At 67.3% G+C, this 20,680-nt stretch carries 19 protein-coding genes and 4 pseudogenes; 11 read left to right on the top strand and 12 right to left on the bottom strand.

Going from position 1 to position 20,680, the window contains the following annotated elements; genetic code table 11:
- Positions 1-110: 110 nt before the first annotated feature.
- Positions 111-1,109 carry a YdcF family protein gene (locus tag ACIQTP_RS43385; protein ID WP_403410838.1) on the top strand — a complete coding sequence of 333 codons (999 nt, stop codon included), beginning with the start codon at positions 111-113 and terminating at the stop codon, positions 1,107-1,109.
- A 132-nt stretch (positions 1,110-1,241) separates the two neighbouring features.
- A complete protein-coding gene (locus tag ACIQTP_RS43380) occupies positions 1,242-1,469 on the top strand; it encodes a hypothetical protein (RefSeq protein WP_403410835.1) in 228 nt (75 codons plus the stop codon).
- Between the two features lie 401 nt (positions 1,470-1,870).
- On the opposite strand, the gene ACIQTP_RS43375 is transcribed toward ACIQTP_RS43380, so the two are convergent.
- The 4 genes from ACIQTP_RS43375 to ACIQTP_RS43360 all read right to left on the bottom strand — a co-directional run bounded on the left by ACIQTP_RS43375 (position 1,871) and on the right by ACIQTP_RS43360 (position 5,957).
- Positions 1,871-2,548: a hypothetical protein gene (locus ACIQTP_RS43375; protein ID WP_403410832.1), complete on the bottom strand. Its 678-nt coding sequence runs from the start codon at positions 2,546-2,548 to the stop codon at positions 1,871-1,873.
- Positions 2,549-3,115: 567 nt separating this feature from the next.
- On the bottom strand, positions 3,116-4,183 hold the full coding sequence (locus ACIQTP_RS43370; protein WP_403410829.1) for a Wadjet anti-phage system protein JetD domain-containing protein: 1,068 nt from the start codon (positions 4,181-4,183) through the stop codon (positions 3,116-3,118).
- Between the two features lie 2 nt (positions 4,184-4,185).
- A complete protein-coding gene (locus ACIQTP_RS43365; RefSeq protein WP_403410827.1) occupies positions 4,186-4,731 on the bottom strand; it encodes a hypothetical protein in 546 nt (181 codons plus the stop codon).
- 317 nt (positions 4,732-5,048) lie between these two features.
- The gene (locus ACIQTP_RS43360; RefSeq protein WP_403410824.1) at positions 5,049-5,957 is read right to left on the bottom strand and encodes a hypothetical protein; all 909 of its coding nucleotides are present in this window, start codon (positions 5,955-5,957) and stop codon (positions 5,049-5,051) included.
- A 729-nt stretch (positions 5,958-6,686) separates the two neighbouring features.
- Here ACIQTP_RS43360 and ACIQTP_RS43355 point away from each other — a divergent pair.
- Positions 6,687-7,961 (top strand): multicopper oxidase family protein, encoded by a 1,275-nt coding sequence (locus ACIQTP_RS43355; protein ID WP_403410821.1) that lies wholly within the window; start codon positions 6,687-6,689, stop codon positions 7,959-7,961.
- A 109-nt stretch (positions 7,962-8,070) separates the two neighbouring features.
- Positions 8,071-8,322 (top strand): annotated as a pseudogene (locus ACIQTP_RS43350) (amidohydrolase); the annotation flags it as partial.
- A 130-nt stretch (positions 8,323-8,452) separates the two neighbouring features.
- Here ACIQTP_RS43350 and ACIQTP_RS43345 read toward each other — a convergent pair.
- The gene (locus ACIQTP_RS43345) at positions 8,453-8,866 is read right to left on the bottom strand and encodes a recombinase family protein (RefSeq protein WP_403410818.1); all 414 of its coding nucleotides are present in this window, start codon (positions 8,864-8,866) and stop codon (positions 8,453-8,455) included.
- 1,190 nt (positions 8,867-10,056) lie between these two features.
- On the opposite strand from ACIQTP_RS43345, the gene ACIQTP_RS43340 reads away from it, so the two are divergent.
- The 3 genes from ACIQTP_RS43340 to ACIQTP_RS43330 all read left to right on the top strand — a co-directional run bounded on the left by ACIQTP_RS43340 (position 10,057) and on the right by ACIQTP_RS43330 (position 12,771).
- Positions 10,057-10,440, top strand: a complete 384-nt coding sequence (locus ACIQTP_RS43340; protein ID WP_403410815.1) for a hypothetical protein — start codon at positions 10,057-10,059, stop codon at positions 10,438-10,440.
- Positions 10,441-11,024: 584 nt separating this feature from the next.
- Positions 11,025-11,288: a hypothetical protein gene (locus ACIQTP_RS43335; protein WP_403410812.1), complete on the top strand. Its 264-nt coding sequence runs from the start codon at positions 11,025-11,027 to the stop codon at positions 11,286-11,288.
- A gap of 412 nt (positions 11,289-11,700) precedes the next feature.
- Complete coding sequence (locus tag ACIQTP_RS43330; protein ID WP_403410809.1) at positions 11,701-12,771, top strand: replication-relaxation family protein; 1,071 nt, start codon at positions 11,701-11,703, stop codon at positions 12,769-12,771.
- 192 nt (positions 12,772-12,963) lie between these two features.
- On the opposite strand, the gene ACIQTP_RS43325 is transcribed toward ACIQTP_RS43330, so the two are convergent.
- The 5 genes and pseudogenes from ACIQTP_RS43325 to ACIQTP_RS43305 form a co-directional block, all read right to left on the bottom strand.
- The gene (locus ACIQTP_RS43325; protein WP_403410806.1) at positions 12,964-14,037 is read right to left on the bottom strand and encodes a YncE family protein; all 1,074 of its coding nucleotides are present in this window, start codon (positions 14,035-14,037) and stop codon (positions 12,964-12,966) included.
- Between the two features lie 207 nt (positions 14,038-14,244).
- Positions 14,245-14,524, bottom strand: a pseudogene (locus ACIQTP_RS43320) (transposase); the annotation flags it as partial.
- Between the two features lie 41 nt (positions 14,525-14,565).
- The gene (locus tag ACIQTP_RS43315) at positions 14,566-15,285 is read right to left on the bottom strand and encodes an IS6 family transposase (RefSeq protein ID WP_403410803.1); all 720 of its coding nucleotides are present in this window, start codon (positions 15,283-15,285) and stop codon (positions 14,566-14,568) included.
- Positions 15,286-15,333: 48 nt separating this feature from the next.
- Positions 15,334-15,669, bottom strand: a complete 336-nt coding sequence (locus ACIQTP_RS43310; protein ID WP_403410800.1) for a hypothetical protein — start codon at positions 15,667-15,669, stop codon at positions 15,334-15,336.
- 620 nt (positions 15,670-16,289) lie between these two features.
- Complete coding sequence (locus ACIQTP_RS43305; RefSeq protein WP_403411010.1) at positions 16,290-16,664, bottom strand: hypothetical protein; 375 nt, start codon at positions 16,662-16,664, stop codon at positions 16,290-16,292.
- Between ACIQTP_RS43305 and ACIQTP_RS43300 the strand changes: the two are divergent.
- A pseudogene (locus tag ACIQTP_RS43300) lies at positions 16,579-16,755 on the top strand (IS5/IS1182 family transposase); the annotation flags it as partial. The gene ACIQTP_RS43305 and the pseudogene ACIQTP_RS43300 overlap by 86 nt on opposite strands.
- 110 nt (positions 16,756-16,865) lie before the next feature.
- Positions 16,866-17,009 (top strand): annotated as a pseudogene (locus ACIQTP_RS43295) (IS630 family transposase); the annotation flags it as partial.
- A 36-nt stretch (positions 17,010-17,045) separates the two neighbouring features.
- Here the strand turns inward: ACIQTP_RS43295 and ACIQTP_RS43290 are convergent.
- Positions 17,046-17,543: a GNAT family N-acetyltransferase gene (locus ACIQTP_RS43290; protein WP_403410797.1), complete on the bottom strand. Its 498-nt coding sequence runs from the start codon at positions 17,541-17,543 to the stop codon at positions 17,046-17,048.
- Between the two features lie 932 nt (positions 17,544-18,475).
- On the opposite strand from ACIQTP_RS43290, the gene ACIQTP_RS43285 reads away from it, so the two are divergent.
- Both ACIQTP_RS43285 and ACIQTP_RS43280 read left to right on the top strand, forming a co-directional pair.
- Complete coding sequence (locus ACIQTP_RS43285) at positions 18,476-19,090, top strand: hypothetical protein (protein ID WP_403410794.1); 615 nt, start codon at positions 18,476-18,478, stop codon at positions 19,088-19,090.
- Positions 19,091-19,269: 179 nt separating this feature from the next.
- Complete coding sequence (locus ACIQTP_RS43280; RefSeq protein WP_099945540.1) at positions 19,270-19,776, top strand: DUF6584 family protein; 507 nt, start codon at positions 19,270-19,272, stop codon at positions 19,774-19,776.
- 309 nt (positions 19,777-20,085) lie between these two features.
- On the opposite strand, the gene ACIQTP_RS43275 is transcribed toward ACIQTP_RS43280, so the two are convergent.
- Positions 20,086-20,680 (bottom strand): integrase core domain-containing protein (locus tag ACIQTP_RS43275; protein ID WP_403410790.1); only part of this gene is annotated, 595 nt, incomplete at its 5' end.

Raw genomic sequence — 20,680 nt, 5'->3', positions numbered from 1 at the left:
GGCGGCGTCCGCACCGGGCCCCGCAGCGCTGCGCGGGTCCGGAAATGCGCAGGCGGCGACGGGTGGACGGGGTGAGGCCCGGCGGGCGGGAGAGCGGAGTGGTGGGGGACGTGCCGGAGCACCCGGAGTACCTTGCTGCGGCGGTGTTCGCCGTGGGCGGCGTCGTCCATGCCGTGCTGGCGCCGCACCGGTTCTCCACCGCTGTCCTGTTCTGCCTCGCGGTGACATCGGCCGGGCTCGGCGAGGCCGCCCGCAGTGCGGAGACTCACCCCACCCTCGTGACCGTGCTCGCCGTCGCCGCCCTGCTCATGACCCTCGCGCTGGGCCTGCTCCTGCTGCTCGACGGCATCGTCCTGGTCCGGCGCTACGGACCGCAGGCGTCCCTGCTGGCCACCGGCGCCGCCGGCTGCGCCCTGCTGGCGGTGCTCGGCCTCGACGCGGTCGTCCAGACAGTCGGGGGCGAGGTGGCGGGTGCCCTCATGGTGGCGGTGAACGCGGCCGCCGGATACCTCAGCCTGCTCTTCCTCGCCTTCACCGTCTACGTGTTCGTCCGGGGCCGCAGCACCCCGCCGCCGGGGACCACCCATGTCGTCGTCCTGGGCGCCGGGCTCAATGGCGACCGGCCCGGTCCGCTGCTGCGCCGCAGGCTGGAGCGGGCCCTCGCGGTCGACGCCGCCGGCGCACCGGACGCAGACGGTGTGGTGTTCGTCGTCTCGGGCGGCCAGGGCGGCGACGAGGTGCGCTCCGAGGCGGACGCCATGGCCGACTACCTACGCGCCCGCGGGGTGGCTGCCGACCGGATCGTGCGGGAGGACCGCTCCGTGAACACCGGGCAGAACCTCCGCTTCAGCGCGGCTCTCATGGACCGCACCGCTTCCGGGCACCGTGCCACGGTGGTCACCAGCGGCTTCCACGTCTACCGCACGGCCCTGCTGGCCCGTCGCGCCGGCGTCCTCGTCCACGTCGTGGGGGCGCCGACCTCTCCCGCGTACTGGCTCTCCGCCACCCTGCGTGAGTTCGCCGCCGTCCTGTGGTTGGACCGGCTGCCCCTGATCGGGCTCAGCCTGCTGCTGGCGGTGCCCGTGGCGACAGCGGTCTTCCAGCGCTGAGGCACCCGTCGCGCGTGCCGCCCCGGGCAGCAGGGTCGTCTCCCGCTGATCGTCGCGGCAGGCGCGGACAAGTTCACCGGCCTAGGACTCCAGCACCTCGACGACCTGCTGTGTGGCGCACCCACGCTCAGCATGCAGTTCAACTTCGGCGACTCGTTCATCCACCACCCGGTCGAGATCGACCCGTCCAATCCGCCGCGCTGGACCATGCCTCCCGAGCTGGCCGGCGTGCTGTGGGTGAACAACGAATTCCCCTTCACCACAGCCTGGCGTCTCAACCCCACCGCGGCGACCCCCGTACCTGCCGCGCTCGCTGTCTCGGAGACGGATACCCACCCCCCGACCGCAGCCGGCGCGTAGAGGTCTTGCACGCGCCCCCTCCTGATCGGGCAGCTGAAATCAAGGCGCTCAGACCGAGGGACCGCTTTTGAGCGCTTCACTGGCTCTGCAGGCCGTTCAAGGGAGCCTCGAGGACGGCCGGGAGCAGGGGCCGCTGGGGGTAGCCCCGCGGCCGCCCACTGTGCCGGGTGTCGTTTAAGTGACCTCTGTAGATGGGGGGTTGGCGGGTTGGTGGTCTGTGGTGTCGGTGGCGGGTTGTGGTTGGTGGCCGTGGAGGCGGTAGGGCATGTCGTCGGGGTGACGGTGCATGCGGGCTTGGCGCCAGGCGGTGTCGTAGGACAGGGGGGTGGTGCTGCGTCGCTGGACTAAGAGAGCCCGGAGGCTGGTGACGGGGTCGAGGACGGCCCGCCACAGAGCGAGTTTCATGGGTGGGCTTTCCACTGCGTCGCAGGGGCGAAGGCGTCGGGTCCTGGAGTGATGGCGCCGGTGGGCAGGCTGCCGCCGTTGAGGGTTTTGAGTGAGTCGAGAAGGGCGAGCATGGCTTGTTGCTGCTTCCCGGTGTCGTGGAAGCCGTTGCCGAGTTGCTCCCATTGCTGCATCAGTGGGGACCACCATCGGTCGCAGGAGGTGATCAGCCGGGCGAGGCGCTGGAGTTCGGCGACGTGGTCGTCGCTGAGTGTTCCGGGGGAGTGGTGCTCGAGCCGGTCCAGGACGACGAGGCTCGGATGGTCGTAGAGGTGGGTTTTGAGGAAGCGCAGCCGGCGGATGCGGTGGTCGTCTGCCTGTTGCTGTTGCAGGAAGTCTGCTGCGTCGGGGGGTAGTTGCAGGACTGTTCGGGCGGAGATCAGGCGGTAGTGCGCAGTGCGGCATCCGTGAGGCAGGGCGGCGTTGACGGCGTCCTGGGCTGCGAGGAGGTCGGTGGCCGGCAGGCAGGCTGCTGTGCCCAGTGCTGAGGCGTGGACGTGGGCGCGGACGGCTTCTTCGACGCACGGTTGGCTGCGCCGGTGGGGACGCCAGTGGATGGTGTAGAGGGCTTGGAAGCTGATGCCGTCCGTGGCACTGGGCAGCAGGCGTGGCCTGCTGCAAGCGGTGGTGCGCACCGGGTGCTGCCATGGCCATCTCATGCGGCTGTTGCGGCTCGCTTGGAGATGAGCAGTCGTTACGGGCTAAGCAGGAAGTTGTTCAGTTTTAGTGAGCGGAGTTCGATAGAAGGTACTGACAGGTAGGGCTGGAGCTGGGTTGAGCGTGCGCCTCTGAGGGTTGGCTTCACCTGCGGTTTTTGTGATGTGGTCGTGATCTGCTGAACGTGAGCGTTGACTGCTCAGGAGTGAGGAGCCGCGGGTAGTGGTGGTCGAGGGGCTGGTGTTGAAGGGGCGCAGAAGGGCCAGTCCCATGGCCGGCTGGTGCCGCTGGCCCAGCTGCGCTCCCCGAGTCGCTCTTCTGTGCCGGACCCTGACGCACATAGGACTTCGAGGCAGGTCGAGACCGCGTCCGGGCAAGTCGGCTGCCAGATCACCGTATGCGGCACTGCCCGCCTCCAGGGATGCGGACTGTGGACGAGTTTGTCCCTGCAACTGCTTGCCCTGCCCCCTGAGCCCACGCTATTGCCCCCCGCCGTGGCGGTCTTCGGCGCTCCTGCATGTTCGGGACTGGCAGGATGGAGCAGTTCACACGGCTTTGGGGAGAGCCGCGCAGCTAATGGAGGCATCGTGGGGTTCCTTGCGCTCGGCCTCGCGCCGCTGCTGCTGCAGCCCCGGCCAGGCGGGGAACTCCTCACGCCCCATGCGCTGTCCGCGCGTACGCGGCGCCGCCTTCTCCGACTTGGTCAGGCGCCGGTCCCAGTCACCGTGCGCGGTGTAGCTGTAGGCGCTGCAACCAAGATCCTCCCGATCGCCGTCCCCGAACGCGAGCTGTTCACCCACCGGCCGGCACCGCCTCCAACAGCCCAACCAAGCGAGGCAGCACCTTCCGGTGCAACGGCTCCTGCTCACACGATTCGCCCGAGACCGCGATCTCCGCCGCCAGGGCCCGCAGCTCCACCGGCCCCTCCGCCGCCATCCTCTCCGCCAGCGCGCGCGCTTTCGGATACTGCTCCGGCTCCTGATCCCGGTAGGGGCCGGCACGCCACATCTCCACTCCATCCCCACCGGATGCACCTTGCGGTCCAAGCGCCGGGACAGATCATCGATGATGGCAATCCCATCGGCATCCAGGTCTCCCCAGATGGCCATCCGCTCCGGACGCATCCACTCCAGCAGGGCAACCAGCTTGTTGGTGACGTACCCCTTGCCCCAGATGCACAGCCACTGCGACGTGACCTCCGGGATCGCGCACACGCGTTCAAACGTGTCGGAGTTCTCAACCAAGAAGACGCCCCGCCCGCCGTGCTCGACTTCCCCCACCAGCCGCAGAGCGCCAGCAGGCAGAGCGATCCACGGCTTGGCCACCGCAGCGTCGGCAGCCACCGACCCCACCCGCCACCGCAAAGGCCCCCGCACCCGAATATCGACATCAGCCTCATCGAGCGCCAGGTCAAAGCTCATCCCGACCAGGTTCTCGAAAGCCGCCTGCCGCGGAGGGGTCCACTTCTTCGACCCGCTCAACGCAAGGCCAGCCAACTCCTTGGCGGACAAACGCTCCCCGTCCCGGTACGCCGGCCACCACACCGACGCCGCGCGCACCGCCGCCTCATAGGCAGTCCACGCCTCGGTCGCGACCGCACTGTCCTGCGGCACCCTCAGCGGCGAACCGCCGGACAGGTATCCAGCAGCACCTGCTCCCGCTCCAACTCCGGTACAGGCGCCATCAACGCAAGCAGTTCCTTGCGTACCTCATCGGGATCCCGCCATCCGCGCAGCTCCTGCAGCAACTCATCCGCCTGCAATGCCCAGGAATGAGACAGGCGCCATGCCAACGGACCGGCGAGCTCGAGATCGTCATCAACCGCGCAACGCAGAACCACACCTCCGCACCGCACCAGCGCCAGAGCTACATCCCACGCCCTGTCTCCGAAACGGGACTCCACCGTGGCCCAAGAGCGCCGCTGCGCCGAGAGCACCCACACCAGATGCCGGCTATCCAAAGTCTCCGGGGGTTCATAGGCCGGCTGCTCGCGCGCAGTCACCAGGTCGACCTCCCGAATGCGCAGCAAACCCCGGCGATTACGCGGTGCGCGGTTCATCCCCTCACGACGCACCGGTACGGACAAAGCGTGTATGCCCTCCGGGGCTTCAGTCACCGATACCCGGATGCGGCCTTCCGCTTCACTGAACAACAGAGCCATAGCGCCCGCCCCGGCACTCACATGCCCTCCCCAGAGACACATCGGACCTTGAACCCAGGCAGTTCCACTCTGTCAGGAAGGCATATACAAGGCCCCTTGCTTGCGCCCCACAAACAGACAAAGTGAGTTCAATCCAACACTGATCCAAAGCAGGCACAGTGACGTACCGTCACCTGCTATTAGCTCTGGCTCCACAGACGGCCCGCGAGGAGAATCGACGCTGTCCCTGTCACGGGCCAGACGCCGTCCTCATGCCGTCCGACTGATTCCGGCCCTGGGCAGATTTTGTATCTGGGAGGGCTCGGAGCCAGGCCCGGCTAGCTGCCAGAACCGCGCTGATGTTCGACTGATCCGACGACGAAGCAGTCCGGAGCGCCCTCGACCGGCTCTTCGCGTCGCATCCGGGAGAACTTCCTCCTCGAACAGAACGCCTCCTCCGCCTGGTTCGTCGTCGCTTGACCGGAGAGGCCGCTGCCCCGCACCGCGCCACCCCTCACGCGGGAGAAGGCCCCCAACATCTGCGCGATTCTTACGTCACTGCGTGCCGGGAGCCTGGGCCGGACTGGTCGCAGCGTCGGGGTCGGGCCCCTGCTGGGGGAGGAGCCCCAGGGCGTGCCGAAGTGGTTGGCCCGCTCCTGGTCCTCCTCGTCCAAGCCGCTGTTCTCGGCTTCGCGGGCGAGGTCTTCCAATTCGGTGGTCATCCACTGGCGCCGGTACTGTCCGAGCGTCTCCGCGATGATCTCGGTCATCTCGCGCTTCTCCGGAACCGCAGACCCGCGGACGAACAGCCCAAGGAAATTCAACGCCTCGGACAGGAGGAGGTTCGTCTCCGCTTCGTACTCGCGCCACTCGGGATCCCCGTACCACTCCTTGATCATCTGGAGCAGCATGAGAGCTGGGCCACGCGTCTCCTTGTACGCATCCGGCAGCAGCATGATCGAACTGTTGGCCGTAGTGATCAGCGTTTTGCGCTGCCGGTTCCACTCCGTCCTGGTCCCATGCGTGCCCCTGCCCACGAAGGTCTGGGCCTCCATGTACACCTTGAGTTCGGTGAGCGTGTCGAAGGCCCGCTGAGCATTCGCCTGGGCCTGTGCCAAAGCGGTGGCCCGGTTGGCACTTCGGGCCTGAAGCCACGACCCGAGGATCGTGAAGGCCCCACCTGCCAGGGCACCCAGCAGGGCAGCTCCGAACTCCATCGACCACAGCTTGTCCAAGAAATCGTTCATGGCGGTCATCATGTCGATCAGGCCTGTCTCGCGGCGCTGATCCTTCACTTCTATGAAGGTCCCGGCAGAGACCAGCGGTCACGAACTCGGTACGTTCATCAGCGGATCTGGGCTGTCGCGGCGTCGATCTCTGTCATGGTGATGTTCTCGCTGCCGCTGCGGATCGCGATGACGGCGGCGGTGGAGATGACGTAGGCGAGGGCTTTGAAGTAGCCGCCGGTGCGTTGGTGCAGTGTGGCAGCGTGTTTGCTTCAGGTCGGCCTCGAAGCTCGCGAGGACGCGCCGGAACAGCTCCTGTTCCTCTCTCTTGGTGCCCAGGGGCAGGGGGTGCAGCCAGGTCACCGGCAGCAGCGCGGTGGGTGAGGGCTTCCACGGCTAAGGGTCACGATTCAGCCGTTGCAGACAGACCTCGAGCTCGACTGAGGCGGCAGCGCGCCCGGTTTCTGCCGCCCCAGGGCGGCATCGGGGTGTTCCTGGTCGCTCGAACGGTCCAGCAGGGGTGCGTGTGGCTTCGGCCGAGTGCCCGATGCTGCTCGTATAGGCGAGACCTGGGTGCCCGTCAGCGGAGGTGTCATGCGATCCCAATCCACGCTGCCCTGTATCGCCATTGGCTTGTTCCTTGCCATCGCCACCCTGATGAGCGGCTGTGCCGCCGAACCGCCCCTGTCGTCCTCGCCGACTCGGACGCCGTCGTTTGCGGAAGGTGCTTCGCTCAAGGAACCGGCTCAGATGGTGAGTCACGACGGGCTCCTGCGGGTGCAACTCGTCGTGGAGAGGCGGCAGGTGGACCTGGGAGGCCGCAAGATGTGGGCCCTCACCTACAACGGCAGCTACATGCCGCCCACGCTGCGGATCCGGCCAGGGGACAAGCTCGACCTGGCCATGAAGAACACGCTGAACGAGGACACGAACCTACATCTGCATGGACTCCATGTGTCACCGAGCGGCAACGCCGACAACATCTTCATCCACATCCATCCCGGCGAGACGTTCCACTATTCCTACCAGTTCCCGAAGACGCTGCGGGCCGGCACCTACTGGTACCACCCACACCCGCACCTCACCTCCGCACCGCAGGTCGCAGGGGGCATGTCGGGCATCCTCATCGTCGACGGGCTGCAGCAATATCTACCGGCGAACCTGCGTAACATCACTGAGCACGTCATCGCCCTCAAGGACTTCCAGGTGCAGGGCGACGAGGTCAGAACCAAGGACCTGCACATCGGCGCCCCCACCAACCGCACGGTCAACGGTCAGCTGAACCCGACCATCCGCATTCGGCCGGGTGAGACCCAGCTGTGGCGGCTGGCCAACGTCAGCGCCAACATCTACTACAAGGTCCACCTGCAAGGACAGCGATTCCATGTGATCGCTCACGACGGCACCCCCGTCGACCGCATCTGGGCAGGCGACTCGCTCCTCCTCGCGGCCGGCGCCCGCTTCGATGTGCTCGTACAAGGCGGTCCGGCCGGCCGTACCCAGCTGCAGACGCTCCCGTACACGACCGGACCGGGCGGCAACTCCTTCCCGCAGGCGACCCTGGCCACCCTGGTCTCCGAAGGAGGTTCTGCGAGCCCGGCGCCGCTGCCCACCTCATCCTTCGCGCCCGACGTGGACCTGAGCCACGCTCCGATCGCCGTGCGGCGCAGCGTCGTGTTCTCCGAGAACAAGGACGGCACCAAGTACTACATCAACGGCAAGCAGTTCGATCCGAACCGGGTGGACATCCGGGCCAAGCTGAACACGGTTGAGGAGTGGACCGTGCGCAACGTCAGCGATGAGGAGCACTCCTTCCACGTGCACACCAACCACTTCCAGCTGATGAGCATCAACGGCCGTCCCCACCACGGTCACGGCTTGCAGGACGTTGCGAGCGTCCCCGCCAACGGCCAGTTCGTCATCCGGATGAAATTCAAGAACTACACAGGCAAGACCGTCCTGCACTGCCACATCCTCAACCACGAGGACGCGGGCATGATGGCAGTGCTGGAGATCGTCAAGTGACGCGTCGACTTCAAGCCCTCACCGGGCCGTGGCCCACTCACCATGCGGATCACCCAGCGTCGTCCATTCGCACCGAGGGCGCGACGCGGCGATGACCAGGACATCCGGGTCACACACCATCGACCTGCAGACCGCCAGCGAAGACATGAGCGAGATCCCCAAGGCGTTCGGCGCACCGTTCACCTACTGGGGCATCGGTGGCATCGACCCCGATTTGTACGCCGAGGCCGCCAAGAACGGCACCATCGCCCAGGACATCCCGGTCAACCACAGCCCCGCCTTCGCCCCCGTCACCCAGCCAACCCTGGACACCGGCGTCAGCACCCTGACCGTCGCAGCCCTCGCCTGGCTCGGCGCGTGACGCAGGCCCCGCACGTTTCGTTACGGGGGCGATCCGGGCTGAGGTCTGTCGCTCGAGTCAGACGAGGGTGAGTCGGTGGCTGAAGCTGGGGCGGGCGGCGGGGTGTTCTGCGTGATGCGTTCGAGGTGCGTCAGGCCCCGGTCGGGGTCGCGAACACATGGAAGACGAGACGGCCACCCGGAGTCGTGGTGTCCAGCGCCTCGTGGAGCGACTGGAAGCCGATGCCCCGCTGGCGCAGCCCTGCGACGATTGAGATCAGGTCTTGGATCGAACGGCCCAATCGGTCGCGGGAGGGCACCACCAGGGTGTCGCCGGGCCGGAGGTAGTCGAGGCACTTCCACAGTTCCTCGCGCTCCGCGTTCTTGCCCGACTTCTTGTCGGCGAACACCCGCACGCAGCCGGCCGACTCCAGCGCCGCGAGCTGCCGATCGAGCAACTGCCCCTTCGTGGAGACGCGTGCGTACCCGACCCGGGCGCCGGAGGAGGTCAGGGGGAAGGCTTCCAGCGGACTGTCAGCGTCCCCCCACTCAGCGGTAGTCGTCATGCACGGCACCGTACAGAAAAGGGCTCGGGCGCGTTCCTGGACACCCCTAGTTGTTGAACACCCTTGTTGGACACTGGAAGTCGAACGGTTGATGGGCAGGGCGGCCGCGGGCTACAGCTGGCCGGGGTCGGGCAGCTTCCGGTTCTGCGCGCGTGAAAGCCAGTGGGTGCGCTGTCTCGCGGGCACCAGCTCGTACTGCAGGGTCCGAAGCCCTGAGCCTTCCGTGAGATGGTGCGGGGCGACCCGCCACACGCCGATCCCCATCGGCGTCCAAGCCAGCGGCGGCCACACGGGGGTCTCCAACCTGAGGGTGACCTGGGGCGCCTCTGAGTCGAGCCGGGTTCGGATCGCATCAATGGCTGTGAGCCTGCTGACCTCCAGGGCCTGCCGCGTCAGCATGGCCTGCCAGACCACGCCCGATGAGGGCAAGGGCTGTGCCTATCGAGCCGATGGCGGTCCAGAGCGTTCCCGAGTCATCCATGAGCGTGATTGTGGCCGTAGCCGGTCGGCAGTTGGGGCTCGGGGTTGCGTTGGAGGGTTGCGGCTGGGCGGCGCGCTGGAGGTTGCACCTTCTGGTCGCCGACGACCGCGAGATCCGCGGTCAGGCACCGTGATGGCCCGTGGTCGGACCGTAGACATCCCCTCTACCCCACCCGGCCGGTCCTCGAACTGCAGGAAGGGGCCCGGGACTTTGACCAGCCGAACGCTCCTACTTTGCCTCTGGGCCAGAGATAGGAGCATGGGGCCCAGTCAGGGCACGGGGACCTGAGGTACTGACAGATCCGCCCCGGTGTTCCCGGAACCCTGCACGCGATACTTGCCGCCGCCGATCGGCACGGACCGCTCCCGCATCACCGCGGCAACGGCATCAGGCCAACGCGTCCGCTCCGACCATGTCGCGTCCACCAGGTCCGCGCCGCGCAAGTAAGAGCCGGTCAGGTACTCAAGGCCCGGTACGTCGGTCAGGTCCGCGCCGGCGGGGGTGAGCCCCCCAACCCCAGCCCCAACTCCCGCCCGCAGTACGAGCCTCTGAGCAGCCTGTATGGCAGCTATGAACGTCGTTGACAAGATCACGACAGGGCCGCAGACTGTGCCTTTCACGCAGGGCATCTCGGAGGGGAACACTCGAAATGGCTCGCACAACAGCAAGGCTCGGCGCACTCGCCGGAACACTCGCTCTCGCAGCCGGCATGACACTGACGAACGCCGGGCCCGCTTCCGCCGCTCCCTCTTTCACCTTCGGTTACCAGTCTTTCTCCGACGGCGACTACACGATCAACGTCTACAACGACGGAGTGCTCGCAGGGTCGGTGGATTGGTACGCGGACCCCCACGGTGTCATCGGTCCCGGAACCGGAGACACCGTTTGTGCGTCGGACTATCTGGGCGATGGTTACGGGATCGAGGCCCATCTGAACGGCACCTTCCGGCAAGCCACGACCGCCGGGCACGCCTCTCCGTACACCGACTGCACATCGGGTAACATCACCGAAGACACCCCGCTGACCCTGCGCGCGTACGTCGTGAAGGGCGGCGAGGTCGCGTATTCGCTGGGAAAGACCGTGTACTCCTGACCGGAGGCCCGGGGGAGTAGAAGCCCCACGCGTGCATCCCATCGTCGCGGTGCTCGGGGCGGTGCGAACGGTGAAGGCGGACACGGTCCGGGCGCCGGGCCGGGCCAGGGTGTCCTGCGGAGCGTTTCGCGGCCGCTGTCCGATCGCCGCGAAGGACCGGGCCCCGCACATGACTGCGGAGCAGGCCACCAGCAGCACGCTCACGAACGGGTGACGCCTGCCGCGCCGGTCACGTGGATCAGGCAAGGTCGCCGACCGCGCGATGCCGACGCGAGGGTGACTTGACCGGACACACAGTGGCAGACTGACGACACATCGAAGCTCCGGTCGGTGCAGGCGACTTGGTAGGTCACCGGCATCAACCGGAGCTTCGTTGTGTGCGTGAGGGCCCGCCGCCCCATCGTCACGATGCCGTGACCAGCACGGATCGTTGATCGAAAAGACTTTGAAACCGCCCTTGGGGGTGAGCCGGGGTGACCTTGTATCCCCAACGGACTGCCGGCGGTCGAGGAGTGCATGCCGTGGGAGGAACTGCGCGAGGCCCACCTCGCCCGACTCGCCACCCAGCGCCCGGCCGTCGCCTGATGACAGAACGACGCCGTGCCCAGATCGCCCTCAGCGACTCCGCCGCGAAGCAGATGGAGAACCTCACCGACGAACACCAGATCCACGCCCTGGACCGCGCCCTGGTCGGCATCTCCGTCGACCCCGAGATCGGCGAACCGATCCCCGGCGACACCACCCACCCCGAACTCCGCCAGTACGCAGACGAGATCGAACGAGTCCGCGTCCTGTACTTCGTCACCGCACTGCGCACCGTCGTGGTCGTCGCGGACATCGAGGCCTGACCGCCCAGACCACGACGCGTGGATACAGCGCGAGTTCCACGGGCAAGCCGCCAATCTCCCTACCGGCGCCCCTACCGTTCCCCCTACCAAGTCCCCTACCGGCAAGCACAGCGGCTTGCCCGCTGTCTGTGCAGGTCAGACCCCTTGACCAGGCCCGACCACGCACCGCGACAACCCTCTTCCCTCTCCTCTGTCCCGCCTGCTTCTTTGGATGTATCTGATGTTGGGTGGGGGACGCAGACAGCGGCGGATCGGGAGCGAGGGTTCGGGGCGAACTCGTCGTCTGTTGCGCGTCGGGGGGCGGCCCTCCGCGCTCGCGCCGGACAGAGGCCGGCGCACCGGTGGAGCGGGCAGCGGCGGGGACGGATGTCCGGGCGACGTGCCGGGTTCGGCCGACTGCTCGCGCTCGTAGATGAGCCTCGTCATGACGTACGCCAGCAGCGCCCGGCAGCCCGATCCGGAGCCGCGCCCGACCTGGTCAAGAGGTGCTGAGCGCCCTCCGGGCGGCCCGGAATCCAGTGCCGTGAACGGTGCCGCGAACGATTCCAACGTCGTTCCCATCACCGCAGCTCACACCGCCCGCCAGGGGGCCTCCCGGCACGCTGACACCTCTCTCCCTTCCCCTGAGACGTCGGCGAAGGGGAAGAAGTCCACTCCCACGGCCGGGAAGGTACGGGCCGATGCGCTGCGGATGCTGGGGTGCGTGCGGATAGCGACGGTCCGGCAGATGGCTCAGGTGATCACGGCGGAGGAGTCGGACGGCCGGTCGTACGTGCGCAGGGCGATGAAGGAGCTGGCGGAGCTGGGGCTGGCAGAGACGAACGGCAAGGCGGGTAAACACCCGATCTGGAACCTGACCCCGGCGGGGCAGAAGGCGCTGGCCGACGGCAACGAGCTGCCTCCCCGACCGAAGGCCGGCACCGGCGCGAAGGCGGTGAAGGCCGGGTTCGGACCGCACGGCGTCGCGGTGACGGACGCGATCCTCGCCTACGGCAGCCGGCGCTCGCTGACCGACTGGCAGGTGGAGGTGAACCACGCCATCAAGGAGATCGGCCTGAGCTTCAACACCGACGCCGTCCTCGCCCAGCCCACCGCGACCAGCGAGGTCCGCCTCTTCGAACTCGACAACGGGACCATGACCCAGGAACGCCTCGCCCGTGAGGTCTGGGACTACGAGCGCTACGCCGGGCACCGTGTCTGGGAGGGAGCCCGTGGCACCAACGGCCGTACCTTCCCGTTCTGGCAGCGCCACCGCTACACCCGCTCAGAACGCTTCCCGCGGCTGCACGTCGTCCTGGCGGGCAAGGCGGAGCATCTGCTCGACAACCGCCGCCAGGCGCTCACCGCCGACGTCCAGGGCATCGCCATCGCGGTGTGGGTGAACACCCTGCCCCGGCTGAAGCGCGGCGAGCCCTGGTACGAGATCGGCGTCGACGACCCGGACCGGCGCCGTCGGCGCTACCCCGAACCGCCCGGCCGCTGAAGCAGAGCCGTCGGAGACGACGACGCTCCCCCACGCAACAGCCGGGAGCGCACTCGTTGACCACGCCGCGCCCTGGCGGAGTTCACCAATCAATTCCCTTGGCAGTGGACGTCTTTGGAGGCGAGGCGTTCATGTTCGAACTTCGGCAGGAAGCGCGTGCCGCCTGGATCTGCCGGAGCGCTCGTGTCGCCGTCACAGCTGGCCGACGGCTACCCCCATGGTGTCGCCGGCGCCGACGGTGATGGGGGTCACCGCGTCAGTCGCGGTGTTGATCGCGAAAACCGTCCCCTGGGGCGTCCCGTTGCCGTAGGAGCCGACCACATAGGCGCTCTTTCCGTCGGGCGTGAGGGCCACCTCGGCGGGGCGGAAGTACCTGCCTGACCCGGTGCTCGGCGGGATGTCGCCGATGTGGACGGTCTTGGTGACCGTGTCGGTGTTCAGGTTGATCACGGACACCTTGCCCTGGGTGACCTTGGTGTCGACGCCGACCACGTAAGCTCGCTTGCCGTTGGGGCTGATCGCCAGCCCGCCGGTGCCGGCATCAGGGATGGTGTGGACGATCTTCCGCTTCGCGAGGTTGATCACCGAGACGGCGCCGCTGTCCCCGGTCACGTAGAGGCGCTTGCCGTTGGGGGTGATCGCCATGCCCTTGGCCGGTTCGTTGAGGTGGATGGTGTCGATGACCTGGTTGTCGGTGGTGTTGATCACGGACAGGCCGCCCTTGTTGGACACGTAGAGGCGCTTGCCGTTGGGATTGATCACCACCTGATCGGGCCTGCTGATGTTGATGGCGGCGGAGGCCTTGTTGGTGGTGGTGTCGATCACCGACACTTTGTCCCCGTGGAAGGGATTCTGGACGGCCACGTAGGCGTGCTTGCCGTCGGGGGCGATGGCTTCTCCGTAGAGGCTGTCGGGAGAGAGTTCGTCCTTGTCGTAGAGGATGTCCTTGACGCTCTTCTTGGCGATGTTGACCGCCGACACGTACCTGAAGGCGTTGGTCACGTAGAGACTGGCCCCGTCAGGGGTAACCGCCACCTGGTCGGGGCCACCGCCGACTTCAGTGGCCCCGAACCCCACGACGATGTTGGTCCTCGTGTCGATCGGGTATACGTGGCCGTCGTTACTGGTGACGTAGGCGAAGACCTGCTGGCGCGGCTTCGGCGGGTGCGGGACGGCTGTGGCAGGCGCGGGTGCCAGCAGTGCCACCCCTGACGCAACGGCCAGCGCGGCGATGGTTCGCCGTAAAGCGGATCGCTGAAAGTGCACGTGGACCTCCGGATCGACGTGATGGTCTCTGGTGCCACCCGGTGTACCGCCGCGACCGACCGGCCGTCGGCGGATCTGTACGTCAGTCACCCGCAAGAGTGCCAGCCTGAGCAGCACGGACGAGGGATGGCACCGGTCCCTCGACCATCACCTTGATCGCACTCAAGGGAATACGGCACCCCGAGGAATAAAAGAGCGTTTTGTCCCGGCGTCCCGGTCGCCGAGGTGCTCGACCACGTACTGACGCACGTCGTCGAGCACCTCATCGGCGTCCCACTCGATCCGTTCAGCATCCGGTGGATGCGGTCCGGACCTGCGTGGCCGGCTTCCTCCGCCAGCGCCCAGCCGTTCTTCCGCTGCAGGGGTGCGATCAGGCCCGCACATAAGCCAGTGCGGACTCCCGGGGCTCCGACCTGCTGAAACGGTGCACGAATCGCTCATGCACAGCTTCGGCGTTGTCACGTTGTTGGGTGAGTGACTGTCTGATGGTGCGTCGGGGCGTGGTGGGCCCGCGGTCCGGGCCTGTGTTCAGGCCGTGGTGGGCCGGCTGGCAGCGCCGGTGATCTGGTCCCAGATGGCGAAGCGGATGGTCATCTCGGCTCGGTGGTCGGAGGCTGTCATCAGATGGCGGTGGGGCCGGAAGTGGGGTGAGATGCCGCTGAACGCGGACAGGAACCGCTGGACTCCACCGGTACTGCGGAAGCCCTTCATCGCGCGTTCACGCTGCCGCGTGGGCTGGTGGCTGTTCTCGGCCCGGTTGTTCAGTCCCTTGTGGGAGCGGTGCTCGACGGAGGGCATGGCCTCACGGTGGGCCGCGCCGTAGGAGCGGAGCTTGTCCGTGACGACCACCCTTGGCACCGACCGGGTCTTCTTCATCAGCCTGCGGAAGAAGCGTCGGGCGGCGGCCTTGTCCCGCCGGTTCTGGACGAGGATGTCGAGTACGTTGCCGTCCTGGTCGACGGCACGCCACAGGTACTTCAGCTCCCCGTTGACCTTGATGAAGACTTCGTCCAGGTGCCACTTGTCTCCGGGCCGGGGCCGGTGGCGGCGCAGTCCGTTCGCGTAGGCCTGGCCGAACTTGGCGCACCAGCGACGCACTGTCTCGTAGGAGACGATGACGCCTCGCTGGAGCATCAGCTCCTCCACCTCACGGAAGCTGAGCGGGAAGCGGAAGTACAGCCACACGCAGTGGGAGATCACCTCGACCGGGTACCGGTGCCCCTTGTACGACGGCGCCGTACTCCCCACGGACGACACCTCCCAGCGTGATCAACCAAGATCATCCCACCCAGTCAGTCAACGTGACAGCGCCTCCAGGACGTCCTGGGCGGCAACAGCCTCGGCATAGACCCCGGCTTCAACAACGAAGTCAAGATCACCGGCTATCCCACCAGCCGTGACACCCCGATCTCCTGCCAGAACCGCACCACGAAATTCAGCGACACCCAACTGCGCATCCAGTGCACCGACTTCGAGGGCGGAACGAGCGGCAGCCCCTGGCTCGCCGACTACGACCCCAAGAGCCACACCGGCACCGTCATCGGCGTCCTGGGCGGCCATGAAGGCGGCGGCGACGAGGACGACGTCTCCTATGCCGCGTACTTCGACAACAACATCGCCAAGCTCTACCAACGCGCCCAGGACGAGGACGGAAACTGACCCCGGCCTCCCGCGCCCTCGCACGGCCGCCGAGAGCCTGACTGCGGCTGGACGCTTGCTAGCGCGGCTCACCCCCGCCTGCGCGGGGAGGACGTCCGCGTACAGCGACCGCATGGGCACGGCGCGGGCTTACGGGGCCGTGCACGAAAGGCCACGGCCCGTTTGTTGCGCGTCACGCGGGATGAGGGCGACGGGAACTGGTCCCAATGACCAACGCCCGCAGCTGCTCACTACACTCCCACGGTGAACAACATACGGTGCACCCAATGCGGTGCGGTGGGGCTAGAGCCGGGCTTCGTCGAGGACTCCGGACAAGGCGCTCGCGGGTTCGCGCGGTGGATCGCGGGCCCCCTTCAGCGAGGCCCACTCGGCGGTGCCAAGAGGATGGGTCGACCGCACTGGCAGATCGATGCCTATCGTTGCCCCACCTGCGCACACCTGGAACTGTTCGCCGCCCAGCGGGACTAGCGGCGTGGTGTGCGAGAGACAGGAACGGCCGGGGCCATGACGTGAAGAGAGCCGTACGGGTTGGGGAGATTGTGACGTCTTCCTTGACCCGTATTGCTCTCTCGCATCCTGTCTGCACTGGCATCTCAAGGCGTCGACTTGGCGCGCTCGTCGCCGAGTTGGCGGGCCCATGGATGGCGCGGCAGGACTCTCGGCGGCGTGAACGTCGTGGTCACGACCGGCTGCGGGCCGAAGGCGGCGGGCCGCGCCATCAACTGGTTTTCACCGATCGGATGATCGCCACCCTGGTGGTCCTGCGATTCCAGCTTCCGCACGCGGCTCTGGCCGTCTTCTACGGCGTCGATGCACACGATGGCTGATGTCTTCGCGTACGCCAGCGCGCAGGGCGTTGAGCTGCGGGTCGACGGAACCGAGGTGCGGGTACGGCGCCCGAAGGCCGGCAGGCCCGGCCTTCGGGCCTTCGTCTCCGGCAAGATGCGGCAGAACACGAAGAAGGTCACCGTTATCACCGACGGGCAGGGCCGCACCCTGTGGACGGGCGCAATCCGGCCGGGCCGTATGCACGATCAGACGGCAGTGAACACTGAAGAGATCGGTGATCTGTTCGAGCGATATCCCACGGTCAAGGCCAAGGTCGACGTCGGATACCGGGGCCTGGCCAAGCGGTTTCCCGACCAGGTCCAGGCACCGCCCAAGAAGCCCGGCAGTTGCACCGCTATCTGCGCTGGCGCAACCAGAACCCCCGCCACCCCGACGTCCTGGCGGCACAGCGCCGCGAACGCGCCCGCATCCGCAGCGAGAAGGGCATTCGCTGGGGCGGACGCCCCCTCGCCGCCGCAGCCTGACCAAGTGAGGGATCCCGCCGTGCCCGGATGTGGAGATCAGACAGCGGCCAGGCTCTTCGCCATGACCCGCTCCCTGCCAACGCCGTCGGGCAGAAGATCACCGGGCTCACCCGTGTCCGTGAAACCGTGCCGCTCATAGAGCGCAGTCGCCTTGCGGTTGTCCGGCATGACGGACAACCGCAGGGTCGTGGCCCCGCGCTCCGCCCCCCACCGCTCGACCGCCTGGATCAGGTAGTCGCCCACGCCCTTGCCCCGAGCCTTTGGGTTGACCCACATCGAGATCAACTCCACGTTCTCTGCTCCCTCGCCCGGCACTCCGCTGGCCAGGCCCACCGGAAGGCCGTCGAGGAGCGCGACGAGATCGTGCGCGCCAGGAATCGACAGACGGGCGCGCCAGCGTTCCTCTCGGTCGCCGGAGCCCTGCCACTGGGCCAGCGTCGATCCGAACGCGTAGGGCGCCTCAGCAAGCGCGGCCAGTCGCAACTCCCGCCAAAGGGGCCAGTCGTCTGATTCCAAAGTGCGTAGTTCAAGCATGATCCAGACCCTGCCCGCCCGCCGGGGCGGACAGCAAGTTGATTACAACCATGCAAACGAGGTCGCTCAGCCCTGCGACCAGCCGAAACCGGGGGAGCAGCGGTGACTCACGCACCCGCAGACCACGAGACTTCGGTGAACCTATCCGGTCACGGCACTAGCGATCGCTGGCCTGGTCTCCGACCGCACAGCCATGCGCTGATCATCCAACAGCCGAGCGGCCAGGCCAGCACATCCCGACCTCAGTCGTGCACCACGCCGCTACCCCCGCCTGCGCGGGGAGGACGACGACCGTGCGGAACTTGAGCGCTCGTACGGCGGCTCACCCCCGCCTGCGCGGGGAGGACGTTCTGCCGGGCCTCGAGCTCATCGAGCATGCCGGCTCACCCCCGCCTGCGGGGGAGGACTCCCCCTTCTCCAGGCGGTGGATCCACCCCGTCGGCTCACCCCCGCCTGCGCGGGGAGGACAAGACCTTCAGGAACGGGATGTGCTCGAAGACCGGCTCACCCCCGCCTGCGCGGGGGGAGGACACCGGGGTACTTACTGGAAATTCTGGTCCAGGTCGGACACGAAGGCCGCGAAGCGGTTCATGGCCCAGCTCATGAAGAAGCAGCGCCGGGTGCTTCGAGACCTGGAACGCGATCACCGGCACCACGGGCATGCCCACCACGGCCTGAACCCGCCCCAACGCGAGTCCTTCAGTAGTGGATACCGTGGGCAGGTGACCTGACGGAAGATCACGGCCAGAAGATCACGCCCACGTTTGTGTAGTGCCCCGGCTGTCTCCCGCTCTCGGATCGTGCAGGGCGTTCCTCACGGTCATCGGCGCGGCTTCGGCTCCACTGGCGCGATGAGCCTTGCCCACCCTGGGTACCGTGAGAACATGCCTACTTCCGCGGAGCTGAGTCGGATGCGCCGGATTCACCGCTGGATGGAGATCATCATGCCGGGGGTGATTCGGCGCATGGTTAACGGCCGTACGCCGCAGCCCGGTTGGCTGCCCCGCCGCCTGCTGACCGTGGTGTCGGGTGACGTCGACCTCGACGCGGGTATCGGCGCGGTCTGGCTAGTGTGGCGCCCCAGGGCCGCGAAAGCCGATGCGCACACCGCGCTCATGGAGCTCTGCGGTGAGGAGTGGCAGTACACGGGCGGTGGCAGCAGTTCAGATGGTGACCTGCCTACGGGAAGGCCGGCGGCGGGCCAGCCCGGACAAGTCGGCATGATCGAGCTTGGCGGAGGCGCAGGCGTTCTGAGCCGTGCCGACCGCCTGCGGCATCCGCATCCGCACTCCATCGGGACAGACCCCTGGATCGGATCCAACGAGCTCCAGGTGGCCGCGGAGGTGGATCATCTCCTCCTCGGCGAGCGACGGATCGAGGTGCCCGGGAACAGCAGCCTCATCGTCGTCTGGAAGTCCCCGTCCACGGGCCGCGGGGGGATACGACCGCTCATCGTGGCCGTGGGGCGTGACGGCTCGGAACTCTCCAGGATCGGCCCTCACGACAGTATGGACAGCTGCACCTGGGCGAAGTTGAGCGGCCAGTAGGCGCCAAAAGCTGCGGGCTGTCAACACAAAACCTTCCCTGACCGCAGCTCGTGCACGCCTTTGCGCCAGAACCCCGTACGCCACACCCGCACACGACGCTGTCCTGACCACGGGGGAGCGAGTGCTGAGTGGCAAAAACCAGGTCGACGGCGGTCACTGCGGTACCCGATCATGCGCTTATGCCGCTGAGAGACACCGTTGCCCGAGTCGATGCAGATCTGGCCGCCGGACGGGTTCCCGTCGCGCGCCAGCGCCTGCGCGGGCTGGTGTCGTCCTTTCCGAACGACCTGATGCTTCGCCGCCGCCTGGCCGAGGTGTACCGACTGTACGGAGAGCCTGCGGAAGCGGGCCGCTGGATGTACCTCGAACAGGACCGGGACGCATCCGAGACCGCGGCCTTCGAGGCGAGATACCGCACCGCTCCCCAGCGGATGCGGGCACTTGCCTGGCAAGGCCCTGAGTCGCTTGCCCAGTCGGCCTTTGCCAGACAACAACTGGCAGCAGTACGAGCAGCCTGCTCCGAGGCCATGGGACACCCCGTCGACTGGGACACGCCGCCATCCAGCCGGAAGACAGACAGCAGGGGCAGCGCCTTCGCCGACTTCCTGGCAGGGGCCGGATGCCTGGTGGCGGTCCTCGCATTCCTCGCGATCTGGGTGAACGGGCTCGTCGCCCTCTTTGATTGACTCGAGTCGCAGGGGAACCCGGCACGCCGCGATGCGCCGCGTGCAGAACAAGCGTTCCCAGCTGCGGGAGGTCGGCGCGTCCGACGGCGCCGGCGTGCGTCGGTGGTGGCGGCTATCACCGGCGCAAGGGTCGCCGCGCCGTCCGGCCCGAGCGCGGACAGTGCCCCGGCGAGAGTGTCGTTCGCGTCCAGGGCGTCGTCTGCAGCCGGCGAAGGCCAATGCTCAACGACCTACGCAACTCCGGCTCTCGTCACCGTTGTCAGGCCGCATCGAGAGCCTTGTAGGTGCCGAGAACCACGTCCGTGCTGGTCACGCGGCATGTTGGTACTCGCGGAGGATGCCGCCGAGGCGGTCGCGTCTGCGGACGTCGAGATGGACGAGTCGGTCGGATTCGAGTGGTTCCGGGAGCGGGCGCAGGGGTGCGGCGGCTGCGAGGGTCCGGTGGGGGCGGTGCTGGTTGAAGAACGTCTCGTACTCGTGCGGGGCGTGCAGCAGTTGGGTCTGGTTCCAGATCAGGGTGCGGTCGAGGAGTTCGGTTCTGCACGAGCGGATCCAGCGCTCCATGGTCGCGTTCATGCGGGGCATCCTTACCCCGGTCCGCACGACCTCGATGCCTTCGTCCGCCAGGACAGCGTCGAAGCCCGCTGGGTAGCGGACGTCGCGGTCCCGGATCAGGTACTTGATCTTCGCTCCGGTGTCCTGGACGTCCATGGCGAGGTTCCTCGCGACTTGGGTGACCCAGTCCGCAGTCGGATGTGCCGTGGCGCCGAGGATCCTCACGCGGCGGGTGGCGTGCTCGATCACCGCCAGCACGGTCAGGGTCGCACCGGACAGGGTCTTGGTCTCGAAGAAGTCTGCGGCCAGGATGGCCTCGGCCTGGGAGCGCAGGAAGGCGGCCCAGGTG

It is taken from the genome of Streptomyces sp. NPDC090798, assembly GCF_044768965.1.
In the GTDB taxonomy this organism is placed as follows: Bacteria; Actinomycetota; Actinomycetes; order Streptomycetales; family Streptomycetaceae; genus Streptomyces.
This window is presented reverse-complemented; position numbering and strand designations above follow the sequence as displayed.

Bases quoted from the DNA above. Each gene is read 5' to 3' on its own strand.
- ACIQTP_RS43340 (WP_403410815.1), top strand. From the start codon at position 10,057: ATGACACTGACGAACGCCGGGCCCGCTTCCGCCGCTCCCTCTTTCACC.
- ACIQTP_RS43345 (WP_403410818.1), bottom strand. From the start codon at position 8,866: ATGACGACTACCGCTGAGTGGGGGGACGCTGACAGTCCGCTGGAAGCC.
- ACIQTP_RS43290 (WP_403410797.1), bottom strand. From the start codon at position 17,543: ATGCTTGAACTACGCACTTTGGAATCAGACGACTGGCCCCTTTGGCGG.
- ACIQTP_RS43365 (WP_403410827.1), bottom strand. From the start codon at position 4,731: ATGGCTCTGTTGTTCAGTGAAGCGGAAGGCCGCATCCGGGTATCGGTG.
- ACIQTP_RS43330 (WP_403410809.1), top strand. From the start codon at position 11,701: ATGAGCCTCGTCATGACGTACGCCAGCAGCGCCCGGCAGCCCGATCCG.
- ACIQTP_RS43335 (WP_403410812.1), top strand. From the start codon at position 11,025: ATGACAGAACGACGCCGTGCCCAGATCGCCCTCAGCGACTCCGCCGCG.
- ACIQTP_RS43285 (WP_403410794.1), top strand. From the start codon at position 18,476: ATGGAGATCATCATGCCGGGGGTGATTCGGCGCATGGTTAACGGCCGT.
- ACIQTP_RS43280 (WP_099945540.1), top strand. From the start codon at position 19,270: ATGCCGCTGAGAGACACCGTTGCCCGAGTCGATGCAGATCTGGCCGCC.
- ACIQTP_RS43380 (WP_403410835.1), top strand. From the start codon at position 1,242: ATGCAGTTCAACTTCGGCGACTCGTTCATCCACCACCCGGTCGAGATC.
- ACIQTP_RS43360 (WP_403410824.1), bottom strand. From the start codon at position 5,957: ATGAACGATTTCTTGGACAAGCTGTGGTCGATGGAGTTCGGAGCTGCC.
- ACIQTP_RS43355 (WP_403410821.1), top strand. From the start codon at position 6,687: ATGGTGAGTCACGACGGGCTCCTGCGGGTGCAACTCGTCGTGGAGAGG.